12 protein-coding genes and 2 pseudogenes are annotated in these 16,956 nt (G+C 36.9%); 7 read left to right on the top strand and 7 right to left on the bottom strand.

Annotated features, from left to right (window positions below; translation table 11 throughout):
• Window positions 1-325: 325 nt before the first annotated feature.
• Window positions 326-4,648, top strand: a complete 4,323-nt coding sequence (locus tag MHH73_RS08385; protein WP_341066110.1) for a S8 family serine peptidase — start codon at window positions 326-328, stop codon at window positions 4,646-4,648.
• A 72-nt stretch (window positions 4,649-4,720) separates the two neighbouring features.
• Here the strand turns inward: MHH73_RS08385 and MHH73_RS08380 are convergent.
• The 3 genes and pseudogenes from MHH73_RS08380 to cudC form a co-directional block, all read right to left on the bottom strand.
• Window positions 4,721-4,801: pseudogene (locus MHH73_RS08380) on the bottom strand (YjcZ family sporulation protein); the annotation flags it as partial.
• A 114-nt stretch (window positions 4,802-4,915) separates the two neighbouring features.
• A complete protein-coding gene (locus MHH73_RS08375) occupies window positions 4,916-5,020 on the bottom strand; it encodes a YjcZ family sporulation protein (RefSeq protein WP_191815018.1) in 105 nt (34 codons plus the stop codon).
• Window positions 5,021-5,413: 393 nt separating this feature from the next.
• On the bottom strand, window positions 5,414-5,950 hold the full coding sequence (gene cudC / locus MHH73_RS08370) for a choline uptake/conversion transcriptional regulator CudC (protein WP_341066109.1): 537 nt from the start codon (window positions 5,948-5,950) through the stop codon (window positions 5,414-5,416).
• 513 nt (window positions 5,951-6,463) lie between these two features.
• Here cudC and MHH73_RS08365 point away from each other — a divergent pair.
• The 3 genes and pseudogenes from MHH73_RS08365 (at window position 6,464) to MHH73_RS08355 (ending at window position 9,459) form a co-directional block, all read left to right on the top strand.
• The gene (locus MHH73_RS08365) at window positions 6,464-7,717 is read left to right on the top strand and encodes a quaternary amine ABC transporter ATP-binding protein (protein ID WP_191815014.1); all 1,254 of its coding nucleotides are present in this window, start codon (window positions 6,464-6,466) and stop codon (window positions 7,715-7,717) included.
• A 2-nt stretch (window positions 7,718-7,719) separates the two neighbouring features.
• Window positions 7,720-8,575, top strand: a pseudogene (locus tag MHH73_RS08360) (ABC transporter permease).
• A complete protein-coding gene (locus tag MHH73_RS08355) occupies window positions 8,572-9,459 on the top strand; it encodes a glycine betaine ABC transporter substrate-binding protein (RefSeq protein ID WP_341066107.1) in 888 nt (295 codons plus the stop codon). The pseudogene MHH73_RS08360 and the gene MHH73_RS08355 overlap by 4 nt, the downstream one beginning before the upstream one ends.
• Before the next feature lie 50 nt (window positions 9,460-9,509).
• Here the strand turns inward: MHH73_RS08355 and MHH73_RS08350 are convergent, their stop codons facing one another.
• Window positions 9,510-11,030: a flotillin family protein gene (locus MHH73_RS08350; RefSeq protein WP_191815007.1), complete on the bottom strand. Its 1,521-nt coding sequence runs from the start codon at window positions 11,028-11,030 to the stop codon at window positions 9,510-9,512.
• A 14-nt stretch (window positions 11,031-11,044) separates the two neighbouring features.
• Window positions 11,045-11,569 carry a hypothetical protein gene (locus tag MHH73_RS08345; protein ID WP_191815005.1) on the bottom strand — a complete coding sequence of 175 codons (525 nt, stop codon included), beginning with the start codon at window positions 11,567-11,569 and terminating at the stop codon, window positions 11,045-11,047.
• A 177-nt stretch (window positions 11,570-11,746) separates the two neighbouring features.
• Here MHH73_RS08345 and MHH73_RS08340 point away from each other — a divergent pair, with 177 nt between their 5' ends.
• Together MHH73_RS08340 and MHH73_RS08335 are read left to right on the top strand one after the other, a co-directional pair.
• Complete coding sequence (locus MHH73_RS08340) at window positions 11,747-12,046, top strand: hypothetical protein (protein ID WP_191815003.1); 300 nt, start codon at window positions 11,747-11,749, stop codon at window positions 12,044-12,046.
• Window positions 12,047-12,102: 56 nt separating this feature from the next.
• Window positions 12,103-12,897 (top strand): glycerophosphodiester phosphodiesterase, encoded by a 795-nt coding sequence (locus tag MHH73_RS08335; RefSeq protein ID WP_341066105.1) that lies wholly within the window; start codon window positions 12,103-12,105, stop codon window positions 12,895-12,897.
• 3 nt (window positions 12,898-12,900) lie between these two features.
• On the opposite strand, the gene MHH73_RS08330 is transcribed toward MHH73_RS08335, so the two are convergent.
• Together MHH73_RS08330 and MHH73_RS08325 are read right to left on the bottom strand one after the other, a co-directional pair.
• Window positions 12,901-14,346, bottom strand: a complete 1,446-nt coding sequence (locus tag MHH73_RS08330) for a UDP-N-acetylmuramoyl-L-alanyl-D-glutamate--2,6-diaminopimelate ligase (RefSeq protein WP_341066104.1) — start codon at window positions 14,344-14,346, stop codon at window positions 12,901-12,903.
• A gap of 95 nt (window positions 14,347-14,441) precedes the next feature.
• Complete coding sequence (locus tag MHH73_RS08325) at window positions 14,442-15,209, bottom strand: protein-glutamine gamma-glutamyltransferase (protein ID WP_191814997.1); 768 nt, start codon at window positions 15,207-15,209, stop codon at window positions 14,442-14,444.
• Window positions 15,210-15,437: 228 nt separating this feature from the next.
• Here MHH73_RS08325 and MHH73_RS08320 point away from each other — a divergent pair, with 228 nt between their 5' ends.
• Window positions 15,438-16,868 (top strand): carbon starvation CstA family protein, encoded by a 1,431-nt coding sequence (locus MHH73_RS08320; protein WP_341066101.1) that lies wholly within the window; start codon window positions 15,438-15,440, stop codon window positions 16,866-16,868.
• Window positions 16,869-16,956 lie beyond the last annotated feature (88 nt).

The following is a 16,956-nucleotide window of genomic DNA, read 5'->3' as shown; positions in this document are numbered from 1 at the left end:
AATTACCTTTTACTTAATTTTCTAAAAATTCACCCAATTACTTGTGCTTTTTGAGTAAAACGAGCAAAGAATCGGCAAAATTTCTCATGCGATTGGATTCAAATGTACTAATTATCGTTTTGTTCGCTATTACGATTAACTCATTTTAAAAAACGAACAAATAAATTCGACATTTTCCGACAACTTTGAAACCCTTCGTTAGCTAGAGTGTTAATCATAAGGAGGGATACTTTTCTTTTAAAAGTAACCGCTCCTTCAACATACGAGGAGGTGAATAACAAGGAGCATCAAATATTAATGAAAACATTTTTAGGAGGGGAATTACTTGAAGCGGAAAAGAAAAAATGGTTGGTTTCGTCTACTAAGTATGGCTATGATCGCTTTCTTAATCGTGCCAATGATGTTTCCTAGCATCAGCTCTGCTAGTAATAAAGGCGTAAATACCTCTGTTGCAAAGTCAGGTAGCGAAGTAGCGGAAAACAAAATTAGCAAAACGTTGAAGAAAGAATTTAAAGAAGAAGAAAAAGTAACATTTTTAGTTAAATTTAAGGAAAAAGCTGATCCTCAAAAATCAGCACAAAAAGCGGAAAAAACTGCAAAGGCTCAAAAACAGTCTGCTGCACAAACAAAATATATGAAACGTTCAGCAATTGTTTCAGATATGAGAACAGTGGCAATTGAATCACAAGAAAATGTACTTTCTTATCTTGAAAAACAAGAAAAGAAAGGGGACGCTAAGGAAGTTCAATCTTTCTTTATCGTAAATGCGGTTGCTTTGACAGCAACTAAAGAGGTAATGGAGCAAATCGCCACTTTCCCTGAAGTGGAAAAAATTCTACCAAATGAAACAAGAAAGCTACATACACCAACGGTAGAAGAACAAGCAAAAGCGGAAGAAGCTGGTAAGATCAATAATATTGAATGGAATATTGATCATATCGGAGCACCTGCTGTTTGGGAAATGGGAATCGATGGTTCAGGTACAGTTGTTGCTTCCATTGATACAGGTGTGCAATGGAATCACCCAGCATTAAAAGAGAAATATCGTGGGTATGATGCTGCTAATCCAGATTCTCCTGATCATGAGTACAATTTCTTTGATGCTGTTAATGGCAATGAAGAAGCTTATGATGACCAAGGTCACGGTACACATGTAACTGGTACTATGGTTGGTTCTGAGCCAGACGGTGGCAACCAAATTGGTGTTGCACCTGGCGCAGAATGGATTGCTGCTAAAGCATTAAATTCTGCCGGTAGTGGTTCTGATGTTCAATTAATTGCAGCTGGTGAGTGGATTTTAGCCCCTACAGATGCTGAAGGGAATCCAAACCCAGCAATGGCGCCAGATGTTGTTAACAATTCTTGGGGCGGCGGTCCTGGAATCGATGATTGGTATAGAGAAGTAGTTCAAGCATGGCGTGCTGCTGAAATCTTCCCTGAATTCTCTGCAGGAAATACAACTTTATTTAATCCAGGTGGTCCTGGTTCAGTTGCGAACCCTGGTAACTTACCAGAAGCGTACACAACTGGAGCAACGGACATCAATGATAACCTAGGAAGCTTTTCATTATTAGGTCCTTCTCCTTATGGAGGAATTATTAAACCAGATATTTCAGCTCCTGGTGTAAATATTCGCTCATCCGTACCTGGCAGTGGATATGAAGGTGGCTGGAACGGTACTTCCATGGCAGGTCCACACGTAGCAGCTGTTGCAGCACTTCTACGACAAGTGAATGCAAGTTTAACCGTTGAAGATCTGGAAGAGATTATTTCTTCTACTGCTATACCTTTAACAAATGGAACATATACAGAAGTACCTAACAATGGCTTCGGGCATGGCTTAGTAAATGCATACGATGCTGTAAACTCAATCTTAGATGGACTGGGGACAATTAAGGGTACTGTTGCTAAAGATGGCGAAGATGAAGAAGCACCAACATTTGAACATGAAGCAATTGACGAAACTTATGCTGGTATGGATTTATCATTAGAGGTTTCGGCTGCTGATAATGTAAGTGTAACAAATGTAGCAGTTGAATATACTGCTGCAGATGGAAGCACAAAAACTGTTACTGCTACACGTGACAGTGGAGATTACAAATCTGGCACGTATAGTGCAGTGATTCCAGGTGATGACATTGATGAACCTTCTGTCTCCTATAAGTTCATTGTGACTGACTTTGGTGGAAACACTGTTGAAAGTGATATGTACGAAGTATCTGTATTACCTGGTATTACAGTTGGCTATTCAACAGACTTTGAATCCACTCCAGCTGGCTGGACTTCTTTTGGTGCAGCGAATAACTGGGAGTGGGGTGTACCGACTACAGGTCCTGAAAGTGCTTTCTCTGGAGAAAAAGTATTTGCAACTGGCTTAGATAGTCAATATGCAAGTAACGCTAACATGACACTTGTTATGCCTCCTATCGATTTACCAGAAGGAAGTAGCTATTTACAATTTAAACAATGGTATAACATTGAAAACAATTATGATTATGGTCATGTTTTCGTCTCAACTGACCAAGAAAATTGGACTCAACTCGCTAGATATTCTAATCTTTCAAATGATTGGATTGATGGTGAGGTTGACTTAAGCGAATATGCAGGTCAACGGATTTATATCGGCTTTAACTTAACAACTGATGGTTCTGTAACAAGACCTGGTTGGTACATTGATGATGTTGCATTAACAGACACACCACTTGAAACAACAAAAACTGGAAAAGTTGCTTTAGAAAAGAAAGATGCGAAAGCTGAAGCAAAAAAAGATGCGAAACCAGTAAATGCTGATAAGATCCAACCTAACACTGAAAAAGCTACAGTTGAAAAAGGGTCGGATAAAAAAGCAACTCCAATGTCTTTACCACTTGGTGCAAAAGTGAGTGTAATTGAATCAGGTAGATCTGTAAATACGAACCCGGCTGATGGTTCTTACCAATTGGTTCACGCTGCTGGTGAATATACCCTTTTAGCAGAAACCTATGGTTTTGTTTCTGAACAGCAAACAGTAAATCTTGAAGCAGATGGAGAAGCAGTTGCAAACTTCGTCTTAGATGAACTACCGCAAGGAACAATTAATGGTACAGTAACAAATGAAAGAACTGGCGAACCAGTTACTGGAGCTACTATCCTTCTTGTTGAAGATGCAAAAGTAACACCGGTTACATCAGATGAAAATGGTAACTACTCAATTACGGCTTATGAAGGTGAGTACACTCTACGTGTAATGGCCAACTCGTATTCAAGTAAAGATGTGACTGTCACACTTGATGAAGAAAATGTAGAAGTAAATATCGAACTAAAACCATTCATCGGTTTTGAAGGCGAAATCGGTTATGATGATGGTACAGCTGAAAACGCACGTGCATTCTATGATGCTGGCAATGGCTGGGCCGTTCGTATGAGTCTAGAAGAAGGTCAAGAATCTGCAATGGTTACTGGCGGTTTATTCCGATTCTGGGATACATCTTTTCCAACACCTGGTGGAACAGATTTCCAAGTTGCGATTTATGATGCAACAGAAAATGGTACACCTGGTGAAAAACTAGCTGGACCTATTGATGCAACAGCATTAAGAAATGGTGAATGGACACATGTCGATCTTGCCACTGAAGGTGTAACAGTAGATGGTGATTTCTTCATGGTTTATATTCAAACAGACCCTAACCCTAATGCTCCTGGATTAGGAACAGATGAAAATGGAGATAACGCTGGACGAAGCTTCCAATTAGTTGGTGGCGCTTGGTCAGCTTCACCTGCTGCGGAAGGAAACTATATGATTCGTGCGGTAGTTAACTATGAATTAACATCACCAACCATTACTTCCCCAACTGATGGAAGTTATACTAATGAAGAAACAGTAACTGTGGAAGGTTCAACACAACCAAATGTGGATGTTAAAGTGTACAATGGTGATGAAGAAGCTGGAACAACAACTGCTAGTGCAGAGGGTGAATTCAGCTTAGATGTTGAATTAAATGAAGGTGAAAATGTCTTAACTGCTACAGGTGTAAGCGAAGTTGGTGAAACGGATCCTTCAGAGCCAGTGACAATTACATTAGATCAAGAAGCTCCATCACTTGCTATTACTAGTCCTGAAGATGGTTCGAAAACAAATAAAGAAGCGGTGACTGTAGAAGGAACGGTTTCTGATGACCACTTAGATACTGTTACAGTAAATGGCCAAAATGCAAATGTATCTGATGGTACATTCTCAAAACGTATTTTATTAGATGAAGGTACAAACGAAATTACAGTTGTTGCTACTGACGAAGCGGGTAACTCTTCGACTGAAACTGTAACAATTGAAGCCAAATACTCAAGCCTTGATATTGAAAATCTTCAACCTGGTGAAGATAGAGAATTAGCAGCTGGTCAAACAGTGAAAATTGAATTTGACAGCGAGCCAGGCTTAAAAGCAACATTTGCATTAAAAATGCCTTTAACAAACTTACGTGCACAAACCACAAACGTAAATGACCTACCAATTATGGAAACATCTCCAGGTCATTATGTTGGTTATTATACTGCTACTTCTAATGTAGTAGCTCCTGGTGCAGAGATTGAAGTCACTGTTAAAGATACCTTTGGCAATAAAACGACTGAAATCGCTGAAGGAAAACTTTATATTAATGCACCAATAGATTAATAAATTTGCGATTGAATAAAAAAGAGGGAGATGCCTTAATTGGCATCCCCTCGATTTTTTATCACTTAGCAATTATCTAAAACAAGCCGCTCCAACGATGATTAAAAGGATGAATAATACAACGATCAGTGCAAAACCGCCACCGAAACCGCCACATCCGCCACCGTATCCGTAACCGCCATAACCGCAGCCACCACCGTAACCATACATAAAAAGATCTCCTCCTATTTTTTATATTTACCCTTTTATTCCAAAACCTTTAGGTGATTAGCAGAAGCCACCGTATCCCCAAGAAGCTCCAATAATCACTAACAAAATAAATAAAACAACTAGGAGTGCAAAGCCTCCACCGTATCCAAATCCTTCTGACATTTGAATAACCTCCTTTATCTTGATTCTATATATCCTATTCAACTAACCTAATATGTGCGATAGTCAAATGCACATTTTTAGGGCAAATAACTATTAGGCTTATCCTTAGTAGATGATTTTTTCCTTCTCACTAGTCTTGGACCGTTATATCCAAAAAAGAACCTTTACCATTTCAAGTTGGTTCGTTTGGTAAACATAGCGATTGTCGTCTTCTTACGACAACTAAGCGACATTTCTTAAACCGTTAGCATTATTATGTATCCGCTTTTTCTTCGATTTAGTACTCACTTCTTTTTTTCTTCTGACTCGATGCTGCACCCTCTTCTCTGTCTTTTACACTATTCATTCATAAAAAAAGCCACAACAACAATGGCTGTGACTTTAAAACGGTTATTAAGATTTTCGTTCCTTTGGGACTAACTGAAATATCTCTCCAGACTCAAAGCTATTCACTAATCTTCCTAACCAATCATAATAATTTAGTGCGTCGTGTAATTTTGTTACATCTTCACGGGCTGCCGCTAGTACTTCTTCTGGGACATTTCCCTCTTCTAATAATTGGTTCATTTCCTTTAATGATTTCTCAATAGCTGAAATATTCATTGAAATGCTAGGTCTCCATTTCGTTGTAAAAAGATCAACAAAAGTTTGATGCCAATCTTCTTCTGCTTGATATTGATCTTTTCTCGACCCTTTTTTCCATACTTTTTCTACCATTTTTAATTCTAATAAGTTTCTCACAGAGGTACTCATACTGGTTTTACTCATACCTAGTTCTTCTTTCATTTCGTCTAACGTCATTGGTTCTGCTTGAAAATATAATAAACCATATAACCTACCTACAGATGGCGTTATCCCATATAAATTCATATTTTGAGAAATGGTTTCAATTACTCTTTCTCTTGCTTTGTCTAACCTTTCTTCATACATTTTATCATCATCACACCCATTTAATTTCATTGATAATTATTATTGATCATTAAATGCTAACTAAAACCTGCCATGACAAGAAACTTACAATTTTAGCTTATCATTTTTTTCCCCCTTGTAAAGAGAGCATAACAATTGAAATATCGAGCATTACAGAGCATTTATAAGAATTCACTGTATACAGTTCGTACAGTTTTTACTGTATGAACTATATTATAGAATATGCTAATATATGAACTTTGCTCTTATTTCTTTAAACTCCTACAATTAAGAAGGTCGTAATTCACAGGAAAATAGAACGAGGATTCATAATTAAGAATGATGGAATTTGTCGTATTTCGTAGATTTGGTTACAAAAAAGTTAATAAAACGACAGTTAGATTCCATATATTTCATAAAGTAGGTAACTACAAATAGTACTTAATGATAGCGTAAGAAAAAACATATTTCATTCGACTATGATCCAAATCCTGTATAAACAAACAACATATACAAGTTAAACGAGGTGAAACAATGGATGAGAGAGCAAAAAAAATTAGCGTGAGTCAAGTATCTAAAATATTTGGCAAAAACACTAAAAAGGCCACTCAACTCTTAAATGAGGGTCAAAGTAAAAATGAAATTCTTAAACAGACCGGTGCAACAATTGGTGTTAACCAAGCCAATTTTGATGTTTATGATAGTGAAATCTTCGTCATAATGGGACTTTCTGGTAGTGGTAAATCTACATTAGTAAGAACCCTCAACCGACTCATCGAACCAACAACTGGAGACATACTTATTGATGGAAAGAACATTACAAAAATGTCCAAGGATGAACTAAGAGAAACAAGAAGAAAAAAAATAAGCATGGTTTTTCAGAAGTTTGCCCTACTCCCCCATCGTACCATTCTAGAAAATACAGAATATGGTTTAGAAATTCAAGGAATGGCTAAGGATCACCGTAAACAAAAAGCACTTGATGCATTGAAACTTGTTGGTCTTGAAGGTTATGAGAATCAATACCCTGATCAACTAAGTGGTGGTATGCAACAACGTGTTGGGTTAGCAAGAGCTTTAGCAAATGATACAGATATTTTATTAATGGACGAAGCATTTAGCGCCCTTGATCCATTAATCCGAAAAGATATGCAGGATGAACTCCTTGATTTACAAAGCTCTATGGCAAAAACGATTGTTTTCATTACACATGACTTAGACGAAGCGCTAAGAATCGGAGATAGAATTGCATTGATGAAAGATGGTGTCATTGTACAAATTGGCACACCTGAAGAAATTCTGATGAACCCATCTAATCAATATGTTGAAAGATTCGTAGAAGATGTTGATTTATCAAAAGTACTTACAGCTCAACATGTAATGAAGCGAGCTGAAACCGTGCAGATAGATAAAGGACCAAGAGTCGCCCTACAATTAATGAAGAAACTGGGCATTTCCAGCATTTATGCTGTTGATAAAAAGAAAAATATTCGTGGTATTGTCCATGCATCCGCAGCAAAAGAAGCAGTTGATTCAAGAAAGACCATCGAAGAGATATTAGATACAAATTATCAAACAGTAACGGAAGATACCGTTCTGACAGATCTCTTTGATATTGTCTCTACTGCCTCGATTCCTGTAGCTGTTGTAAACGAAAATGGCCGCTTGAACGGTATTCTCGTTCGAGGTGCAGTAATTGCAGCACTCGCAGGCAATAACGAAGCGATTAATGATTTTGAACATGATACAAGTACAACTCAAGATCAATCTAATAAGGAGGTGTACTAATCATGGAAGAAAGCTTTATTCCTAAAATTCCGGTCGCTAGCTGGATAGATGCCTTTGTTGATTGGCTTACCGTTACTTTTGCAATTGTTTTTGATGGTATTACCATTGTACTTGAGGCGATTGTAAATGGTATGAATACAGTATTAATGGCTATCCCAGCATTGATTTTAATCATCATTTTAGCATTACTCGCGTGGAAATTAGCTAGCAAGGGCATTGCACTTTTTACATTGATTGGACTGTTATTAATACAAAATCTCGGCTATTGGGAAGGTATGTTACAAACCCTATCCCTTGTCTTAACATCTGTTATTATTACCGTCATTATTGGACTACCAATAGGTGTTTGGGCTTCACAAAAAAGAACGGTGCGACAAATTGTTACACCTATTCTAGACTTTATGCAGACAATGCCGGCATTTGTTTATTTAATTCCGGCAATATTCTTCTTTAGTATTGGGGTTGTACCAGGTGTTGTTGCCTCCGTTATTTTTGCCGTACCACCGACGATCCGTTTAACCATTCTCGGGATTCAACAAGTCCCGACCGACATTATTGAAGCAACTGAAGCTTTTGGATCAACTGTAAAACAACGATTACTAAAAGTACAACTACCGTTAGCAACACCGACGATTATGGCAGGTATTAACCAAAGTATTATGCTTTCTTTATCAATGGTTGTTATCGCATCAATGGTAGGTGCACCAGGTTTAGGTGCGGATGTTTATCGTGCAGTAACGCAGATCCAAATTGGTACAGGTTTTGAAGCAGGTCTTGCGATTGTGGTTATGGCTATTATCCTTGACAGGCTTACTCAAAATATAGGAAAGAAAAAAAACTAGGGGGAATATAACATGAAGAAAAAATGGCTCTCTTACTTAATGGTTCCAGCTGTCGCATTAGGATTAGCAGCATGTGGATCAAATGAAACAGACGAAAATGCCACTATAGGAGATCAGGTTGATTACGAAATCATCGGGATCGATCCTGGTGCTGGCATTATGAAAGCGGCAAATACAACACTTGAAGAATATGAATTAAGTGATTGGACTTTAGTTGAAGGCTCAAGTGCGGCAATGACAGCCTCATTGAAAAAGGCTTATAATGCTGAAGAACCAATTATTATTACAGGCTGGAGCCCACATTGGATGTTCTCGGAATTTGATTTAAAATATTTAGAAGACCCTAAAGGGACTTTTGGAGAAGAGGAAAATATCCATACAATCGTGAGAAATGGTCTAGCTGAAGACAAGCCAAATGCTTATCAAGTATTAGATGCTTTCAATTGGACTGAAGAACACATGAATGATGTTATGGTGAAAATTTCGGAAGGACAAAAGCCTGAAGAAGCAGCGGCTGAATGGGTTGAGAATAACCAAGATCTCGTATCAGAATGGACTGAAGGCGTTGAATCAGTTGATGGTGATAAACTTAGCTTAGGCTATGTTGCTTGGGATACTGAAATTGCAAGTACAAATGTTATCAGTAAAGTTTTAACTGATTTAGGTTATGATGTTACTCTTAGTCAAGTTGAGGCAGGACCAATGTGGACTGGTGTTGCTGAAGGTAGCCTTGATGCCCATATTGCTGGATGGTTGCCTTTAACTCATGCTGATTATTATGATAAATTTGAAGGTAAATTTGAAGATCTAGGTACTAACTTAGAAGGAACAAAATTAGGAATCGTTGTACCTGAATATATGGATATCGATTCAATTGAAGATTTAAAAACAGCTGAATAAAAAGATTAAAACAGCAGTGAGTTCAGGCTCACTGCTGTTTTTTCCTACTATTACGCTTCTTTTTTATGATTTTCGGTTTTAATATCCATGCCTAATTGCTCAATGCTTTGCTTAATATTAGATTTGCCTGAGAAATTTTCGATTAATTCTTTAATATCCAAGCCTGACGATGCTTTAACAGATTCTTGCATCGTGGTCATTAAGTCAGTGGCATAGCCTGTCACTTTATTCGCTCCACCTTTTGCGCCACTACCAGTATCTACAACTGTAATTTTATCAATATTAGATAGTGGACTTGCCACTTCTTTCGCATATGCTGGTAACATTTGAATAACCATATCCATAATCGCAGCATGCCCATACTGCTCAAATGCCTCTGCGATTTTTCTTTTTGCTTCTGCTTCTGCTAAACCTTTCAAGCGGATAATTTCAGCTTCTGACTCCCCTTGTGCCTTTTGTGCTTCTGCTTTGGCTAACCCATCTGCACGTACTCTTTCTGCTTCTGCACGCGCCTCTGATTCTATTCGATATTGATGCGCATCTGCTTGCGCAATTTGTTTACGTTTTTCAGCTTCTGCTGATTGTTCCACTGAATAACGATCGGCATCTGCTTTTTTCTTTACTTCTGAATCATACTGTCTTTCTCTTCGAAGTATTTCTTTTTCTTCTAATTCAATTGACTTCTGTCTTTCAATAATTTTTATTTGCATTTCATGTTCAGTTACTTCTTGTTTAGCTCTTGCTGTTTCTAAATCATAGGCTTGGTCAGCACGTGCCTTAGCGATATCTTGATCGCGACGATAATCAGCCATTTTCATTTGATTCTCTTTTTCTGCCTCAGCGATTTCAGTCGCTCTTTCTAATTCTGCTTTTTGTGCATCTTTATCAGCTTCTGCTCGCTTAATTCTCGTTTCTTTTTCTGCTTCTGCCGTAGCTATGTCTGCATCTCTTCTCACCTGGGCAATCCTCGGTTTACCTAATGAATCCAGATAGCCATTTTTATCTCTTACATCTTTGATTGTAAATGAGACGATAATTAAACCCATTTTCGCTAAGTCTTGCGAAGCGACACGCTGCACTTCTTGCGAAAATTTATCACGATTTTTATAAATTTCTTCGACTGTCATTGAACCAAGTATGGAGCGCAAATGACCTTCTAATACTTCTTTCGCTTCGTTTTCACGATCTTCTTTCGTTTTCCCTAAAAATTGTTCTGCAGCTGTAGCAATTTCACCAATCGAGCCACCAATCTTAATAATCGCCGTTCCATCTGCCATTACAGGAACACCTTGTTCAGTATAAACTTCTGGTGTTGAGACTTCTAATTTACTTGATAATAAGCTAAGAGGTTCTGCTTGCTGGAAAACAGGTAAGACAAACGCCCCTCCACCACGAATAATTTTAATACGATTACCCGCTTCATCTACATGTACATTCTTAGTGCCCAAATAACTACCTGTCACAATTAAAGCTTCATCTGGTCCAGCAGTACGATATTTCGTAACAAAAATTCCTAATAGCGCAACAATTAAAACCGCTACAATTCCTATAACAACCCATATTAAAAGCATAAGTTTCTCCTCCTCTATATCTGGTCATGTGTCGTAACAATGACTCTACTTTCTTTTACTTCAATGACTAATACTTTTTCGCCATCAGCGATTGCTTTTCCGTTTAGGCTTTCAGCTGTTTTAGAAATTCTACCTGAATAGCTCTCAATCAATACTTCACCATAGCCCTTTTCTGGAATGGGTATGATGATCACTCCCACCCGTCCTCTTAGCGAGTCTTCTGAATAGACAAGTGATTCTTCAGCAGAAGACATTGGAACAAGGATAAACACATTTAATAATACGGAAAAAATAAAGGCAATAATTATAGAGATTAAGGCAATGGGAATGCTATTCATCGTTGTTAATACTTCTAATAAATAGCCACTTGCAGATAAAAAGACAATAAAAGCAAGAATCAATATTGGATTAAGAAAAGGACTAGCCTCCTCTATTCCCCCTAATGCATCCCCAAAAAAGAATAAAAGAATAATTAGTACACCTGAGATCACCAACGCATACAAATACAGTGTTTCAATGGATAGATTAAAAACTTCCATCATCATCATCCTTGTTTTTTATACTTTCCTTTCTTTCACACAAATCCACACTCCCCCTCACATAAAATAGGTTATAACATACATACGAATGAGCGGGCGATTGGTTTCAAATTTTTCATTATTTGTCATGATTTTCTTCTACTTGAATATGTTGAATATTGAATAGGAGGGAACTACTTGACACGTCAAGAAAGGAATAAAAAGCAACTTTTTAATTTAAACAGAATACTTATTCTTCTCATCACACTGATGATTACTGCTATTATCGCACTTTACTTTTATAGTAGAAGTATAATTGTTATCGAAGCACCTAAGACTGATTATGGTGAGAAAATCGTTGTTCAACTACCTTCAGGACAAAAAGTATTTACTTATGAAAAATTGGTAGTGAAGAAGGATGGTAAGCTAATATATCAAGGGGAACATCAAACAATCGCATTAACTGGAGGTAAAATTAAATATGAGAACTGGGATTGACAACAAGTGTCATAGTCATTTACGATAAGCAAAAATCATGAGAAAGGGGCATAAGAATGAGACAAGTGAAAAGAGCTTATCATACAATTAATGCCAAATTGGCATTAATGTTTAAGAAACAAAACCAGTTCTTTCATCCCAGCTTTCAAAAAATTGCGCATAGAGGTGCTGCGGGAATACGTCCAGAGAATACTATGATTGCTTTTGAGCGTGCGCTTCAATTAGGTGCTGACATGATTGAATTAGATATCCAGTTAACTAAAGACCAACAAATCGTTGTCATACATGATGCAACAATTGATCGAACAACAAACGGAACAGGTAAAGTATCTGATTATACATATGAAGAGTTATGCCAATTTGATGCCGGGAGTTGGTTCTCTAAAACATTCCAAGGTGAAAAAATCCCCTTACTCAAAGATGTATTAGATAAGTTTTACAATCAGTTAGGTATATTAATTGAATTAAAAAAACCTGAAAAAAATCCTGGCATTGAAAGCTTACTACATTCGTTACTAATGCCATATTCTACTGATTCAATCATTATTCAGTCTTTTAACCTCGACTCACTTAGGAAGATAAAAAAGCTCATGCCATCAGTAAAAATCGCTGTATTAGTCAATTATCCCCTGCAAATAAAAGATATAAAAAGGATAGCTCAGGAATTTGAATATGTAAGTTTGAAGTGGACAATGGTAAACAAAAAAGTGATGTCCGCGCTGAAACAAGCTCAATTACGAGCAATTATCTGGACAATTAATACTAAAAAACAATTAGATAGTGTGAGGTGTTGGGATATAGACGCAATTGTCACCGATCATTTACAATTATTAGCTAAAAGTAAGGAGTAAATATTAACATCCTTCATCTTTTTCACATTCAATTAAATAATGTATTGTTTCAATATCATTTTTCGTTTGAAGGTGAAAAATATCTTGGTAATTCTCACTCCCCTTCCCAATAATAAATACCCAATCACCACTTCCTCCTTTTTCCCACATTGTCTTGATGGCCAATGTGCGATCCATCATGACTTCCCCATTATTATATGGGGGTATTAAGTGATACAATTCTTCTTCTACAACCGATTTGCTCTCCCCATTTATATCATCTGATGTAAGGATAAACTGCTGACAATAAGTAGATGCAACTTTCACCATCTTCACTCGCTTGCTTTTATCCCTTTTCCCTCGAAATCCAAAAACCATATATATTTTTTTCGCGCTATTTTCCTTAGCTGTTTGCAAAAGGTAGCGTAGCGCATCTTCTGTATGAGCATAATCAATAATAAACACTGCCCCTTTTCTATTATGAAATTTCTCCCATCTACCAGGCACTCCCCTAAAATTCTTTAATCCTTGTGTTATGACCTCTTTTGAGATCCCAGCTTCTAAACAGGCAGCAATAGCGATAGCGGTATTATAAAGATTATGCTTCCCCGGTAATGGTGATTCTGCTACTATACTCTCGCTTTCTACACTTGTTAATTTCAACTGGTATCTTGCATCTTTAACTGTGAGCTGCAAGTCATAATCCCCAGCTGTACCAATTGTTTTTATTTTATGATGTACCTGCTCACGGGCTATTTTCTCTCCCCATGTATCCTCAATGTTTACTAATCCAACGCCTTCTTCTTTAAGTAAAGAAAAGATTTTCTTTTTCTCGTTATAATACTCTTCAATCGTATGATGGTAATCCATATGATCATGAGTTAAATTTGTAAAAACAGCGATATCAAGCTGTAAGCCTTCTGTACGATGTTGATGAAGTGCATGGGATGAAATTTCTAGTATGATAAAATCATCCATACTTTCGTCTAATAAAGATTGTATTTCTACAGCGTCTGGAGTTGTATTTTTAGCTTTTTTTGTATGGTTATTAATTTTATTTTCTACCGTGCCGATCATTCCACAAGAAAACCCTGCCTCCTTCAGGAGATGGTGGATGAGATAGGCCGTTGTTGTTTTACCATTTGTACCCGTTATACCGATTAGGCGATGTTTTTTGCTAGGATGTGAATAAAATATACTTGCTAATTTGCCCAATGTTTTCCGAGAATTCCGAACTTGAATATACGGAACAGAGAGCAATAATCGCTTTTCACCTATCACAGCAATCGCCCCATTTTTGATCGCTTCTTCTATATATTTATGCCCATCATTTTCAAAACCGGCAATAGCAATAAATAAATATCCTTGTTTTACTTTCCTCGAATCAGATGTTAACCCACTCACTTCGATTTCATGATCCATTTCCTTTAAATCCGTTTGTAACAAATGAAAGACATCAAATAATTTCATATAGAAAACTCCTTATAAGCACCATTAAGTTACTATTTTTTGTATGCCCACGAACAAAAAAAATATGCCTTTGTTAGACATATTAAGTAGTAATATTAAAGTAATTGCATTATAGAGGAATGATAATCCTGTTGCGGGGCTCTACGTGCAAATTGTGAAAGGTATTTATAACTCAAGCGACTATGTTGGGAAATGAGATAAGCATCCTGTGTCGCTCCTGGCTTTCTTAAAGTATTCAACGCTTCTATCATCCCTCTCTCACTTTCCAACCCTACTCCGTGTCCAAAGTAGCGGTCATTACCTAAATAAACTGCATTTTCTCCCGTCCATATTGGGTGTTGGAAATCAGGATTATAAAAATAAACAACATCCCCTGGGATGAAATCTCTTCCTATCCGTGTATCTATACCTAAGTCTTGATCATAATTCCAATCCCAAACTAAAAGACCTTGAAATAACGTATTAAATCGACTAATGGAAATCGAATCCAATACTGATTTATAAAATAATAATACAATTGCTGTAGAACATTCAAATGCATATAAGTGGCTATTTTGAAAAACATCCCTAATCGCGTCCGAGGGTAATATATATGGCTTTAAAACGTAACCGTACTTTGTTTTGGTCCATATTTGGGGATTAAATCTCGATACGTCAAATGGAGCGAACTCTGCTTTACTTTCATGTAACTGGTAAGCGGCTTGAATCAACTTTTCTCTTAATAATAGCTCAAATTCTAAAACAAAAGCAGAATCATAATAAAATGGCTGTGGAGAAGAATCAAGCGCTCTATAAATATCTTGTTGTATAGGACTAAAAGAATGAATAGGGGGCTTCTCCTGTGACTGAATAATAATGGTCATAAACACTTACCTCCCTTTATTTAATTTTCTTCTGACAACATATAATACCAAATTATGTTCTGCCACGTTCAGAGGTTCATAATAGCCAAGAATAAGTTCATCTATTAGAAAATTATATAAAAATAACATTTTTCTGAAAAAGTATTGCTTTACAGCAAAAAAGCACTTACAATACATCATATATTCCAAAGTTTCAGAAATATATTACATCAGGGGGGGGCACTACATATGGCAACATTTCTCGTAGCAATTGCTTTACTTATTTTAGGTTATATTTTTTATTCGAAAATAGTTGAAAAGGTATTTGGAATCGATGATAGCAGAAAGACCCCAGCATTAACACAAGCAGACGGAATGGATTTTGTACCTATGAGTTGGTGGAAAGGAAGTCTAATTCAACTTTTAAATATTGCTGGTACTGGACCCATTTTCGGTGCATTAATGGGTGCTCTTTACGGGCCAGTGGCATTCATATGGATTGTCGTTGGTAGTATCTTTGCTGGTGCTGTCCATGATTACTTTTCTGGCATGTTATCACTTAAACATAAAGGAGAGCAATTTCCAAACCTTGTAGGTCGATATTTAGGTACTGGGATGCAAGTTTTTGTTAATATTTTATCCATTATCTTAATGATATTAGTAGCAGCTGCTTTCACAGCGAGTCCTGCTCAACTAATTTCTTCCATCACACCTCTTAATTTCACAGTGTCTTTGGTTCTGGTATTTGCTTATTTTGTCCTTGTTGCCGTTTTACCTATTAACAAGATCATTGGTCGAATTTATCCCATACTAGGTGCTGTTTTGATTTTTATGGCTATAGCCATCTCTGTAGCTTTATTATTTAATGGTCAACCTATTCCTAATTTAACTTTAAATAACTTACATCCAGGGGAACTGCCAATTTGGCCATTATTAATGGTTACCATTTCATGTGGTGCCATTTCTGGATTTCATGCTACCCAAAGCCCAATTGTATCTAAAACATTAAAAAAGGAATCTGATGGTAGAAAAGTGTTTTACGGAGCTATGATTGGAGAAGGTATTATTGCCCTCATCTGGGCAGCAGCAGGAATGACATTTTTCGGTGGAACTGGCGGTTTGCAGGAAGCTTTAACTCTTGGCGGCCCTGCAGGCGTTGTTAATGAAATTTCTATCTCTCTATTAGGTACTGTTGGTGGTATACTAGCAATACTATGTGTAATTATCTTACCAGTTACAACGGGAGATACAGCTTTAAGGTCTTCTAGAATGATTCTTTCTGAAGTCATTTCGAAATATTTAAGTTTTAAAGGCACTGGACAAGTATTCCTTGTGACGGCTTTAGTGAGTGTTCCTACTTTCCTTTTAGCAACGATTGATTATTCCTTCTTATGGAGATATGTTGGTTGGACAAACCAATTAACTGCAACTATTATGTTATGGACAGCAACAAGTTTCCTAATGAAGACAGAAAAACAACACTTTATTACAGGTATACCAGCTATCTTTATGACAGCCGTGTCTGCAACCTATATATTCTATGCACCAGAAGGATTCCAATTGTCGTATCCAATCTCTTTAACCATTGGGACTGTTTTAACAATCATCGTACTTGCTATCTACATTAAGAAAATAATTGAAACTCGTAAACCAAAAACAAAAGACATAAAGATTGCTTAAGTTTTTTAAAAAGAAAACAGATTGGGAAGAATGTGTATTCCCAATCTGTTTTTATACGGAGTCCCAGAAGACAAGTACCTATTTAAAA

Source organism: Cytobacillus sp. FSL K6-0265 (assembly GCF_038003465.1).
GTDB lineage: Bacteria > Bacillota > Bacilli > Bacillales > Cytobacillaceae > Cytobacillus > Cytobacillus stercorigallinarum.
Note: the sequence above shows the minus strand (reverse complement) of the source record. Positions and strands in the feature narration are given on the sequence as shown.

What these genes read in the sequence shown, in the direction of transcription:
- MHH73_RS08375 (WP_191815018.1), bottom strand. Translation starts at nt 5,020, where the DNA reads ATGTCAGAAGGATTTGGATACGGTGGAGGCTTTGCACTCCTAGTTGTT.
- cudC (WP_341066109.1), bottom strand. Translation starts at nt 5,950, where the DNA reads ATGTATGAAGAAAGGTTAGACAAAGCAAGAGAAAGAGTAATTGAAACC.
- MHH73_RS08365 (WP_191815014.1), top strand. Translation starts at nt 6,464, where the DNA reads ATGGATGAGAGAGCAAAAAAAATTAGCGTGAGTCAAGTATCTAAAATA.
- MHH73_RS08355 (WP_341066107.1), top strand. Translation starts at nt 8,572, where the DNA reads ATGAAGAAAAAATGGCTCTCTTACTTAATGGTTCCAGCTGTCGCATTA.
- MHH73_RS08350 (WP_191815007.1), bottom strand. Translation starts at nt 11,030, where the DNA reads ATGCTTTTAATATGGGTTGTTATAGGAATTGTAGCGGTTTTAATTGTT.
- MHH73_RS08345 (WP_191815005.1), bottom strand. Translation starts at nt 11,569, where the DNA reads ATGGAAGTTTTTAATCTATCCATTGAAACACTGTATTTGTATGCGTTG.
- MHH73_RS08335 (WP_341066105.1), top strand. Translation starts at nt 12,103, where the DNA reads ATGAGACAAGTGAAAAGAGCTTATCATACAATTAATGCCAAATTGGCA.
- MHH73_RS08330 (WP_341066104.1), bottom strand. Translation starts at nt 14,346, where the DNA reads ATGAAATTATTTGATGTCTTTCATTTGTTACAAACGGATTTAAAGGAA.
- MHH73_RS08325 (WP_191814997.1), bottom strand. Translation starts at nt 15,209, where the DNA reads ATGACCATTATTATTCAGTCACAGGAGAAGCCCCCTATTCATTCTTTT.
- MHH73_RS08320 (WP_341066101.1), top strand. Translation starts at nt 15,438, where the DNA reads ATGGCAACATTTCTCGTAGCAATTGCTTTACTTATTTTAGGTTATATT.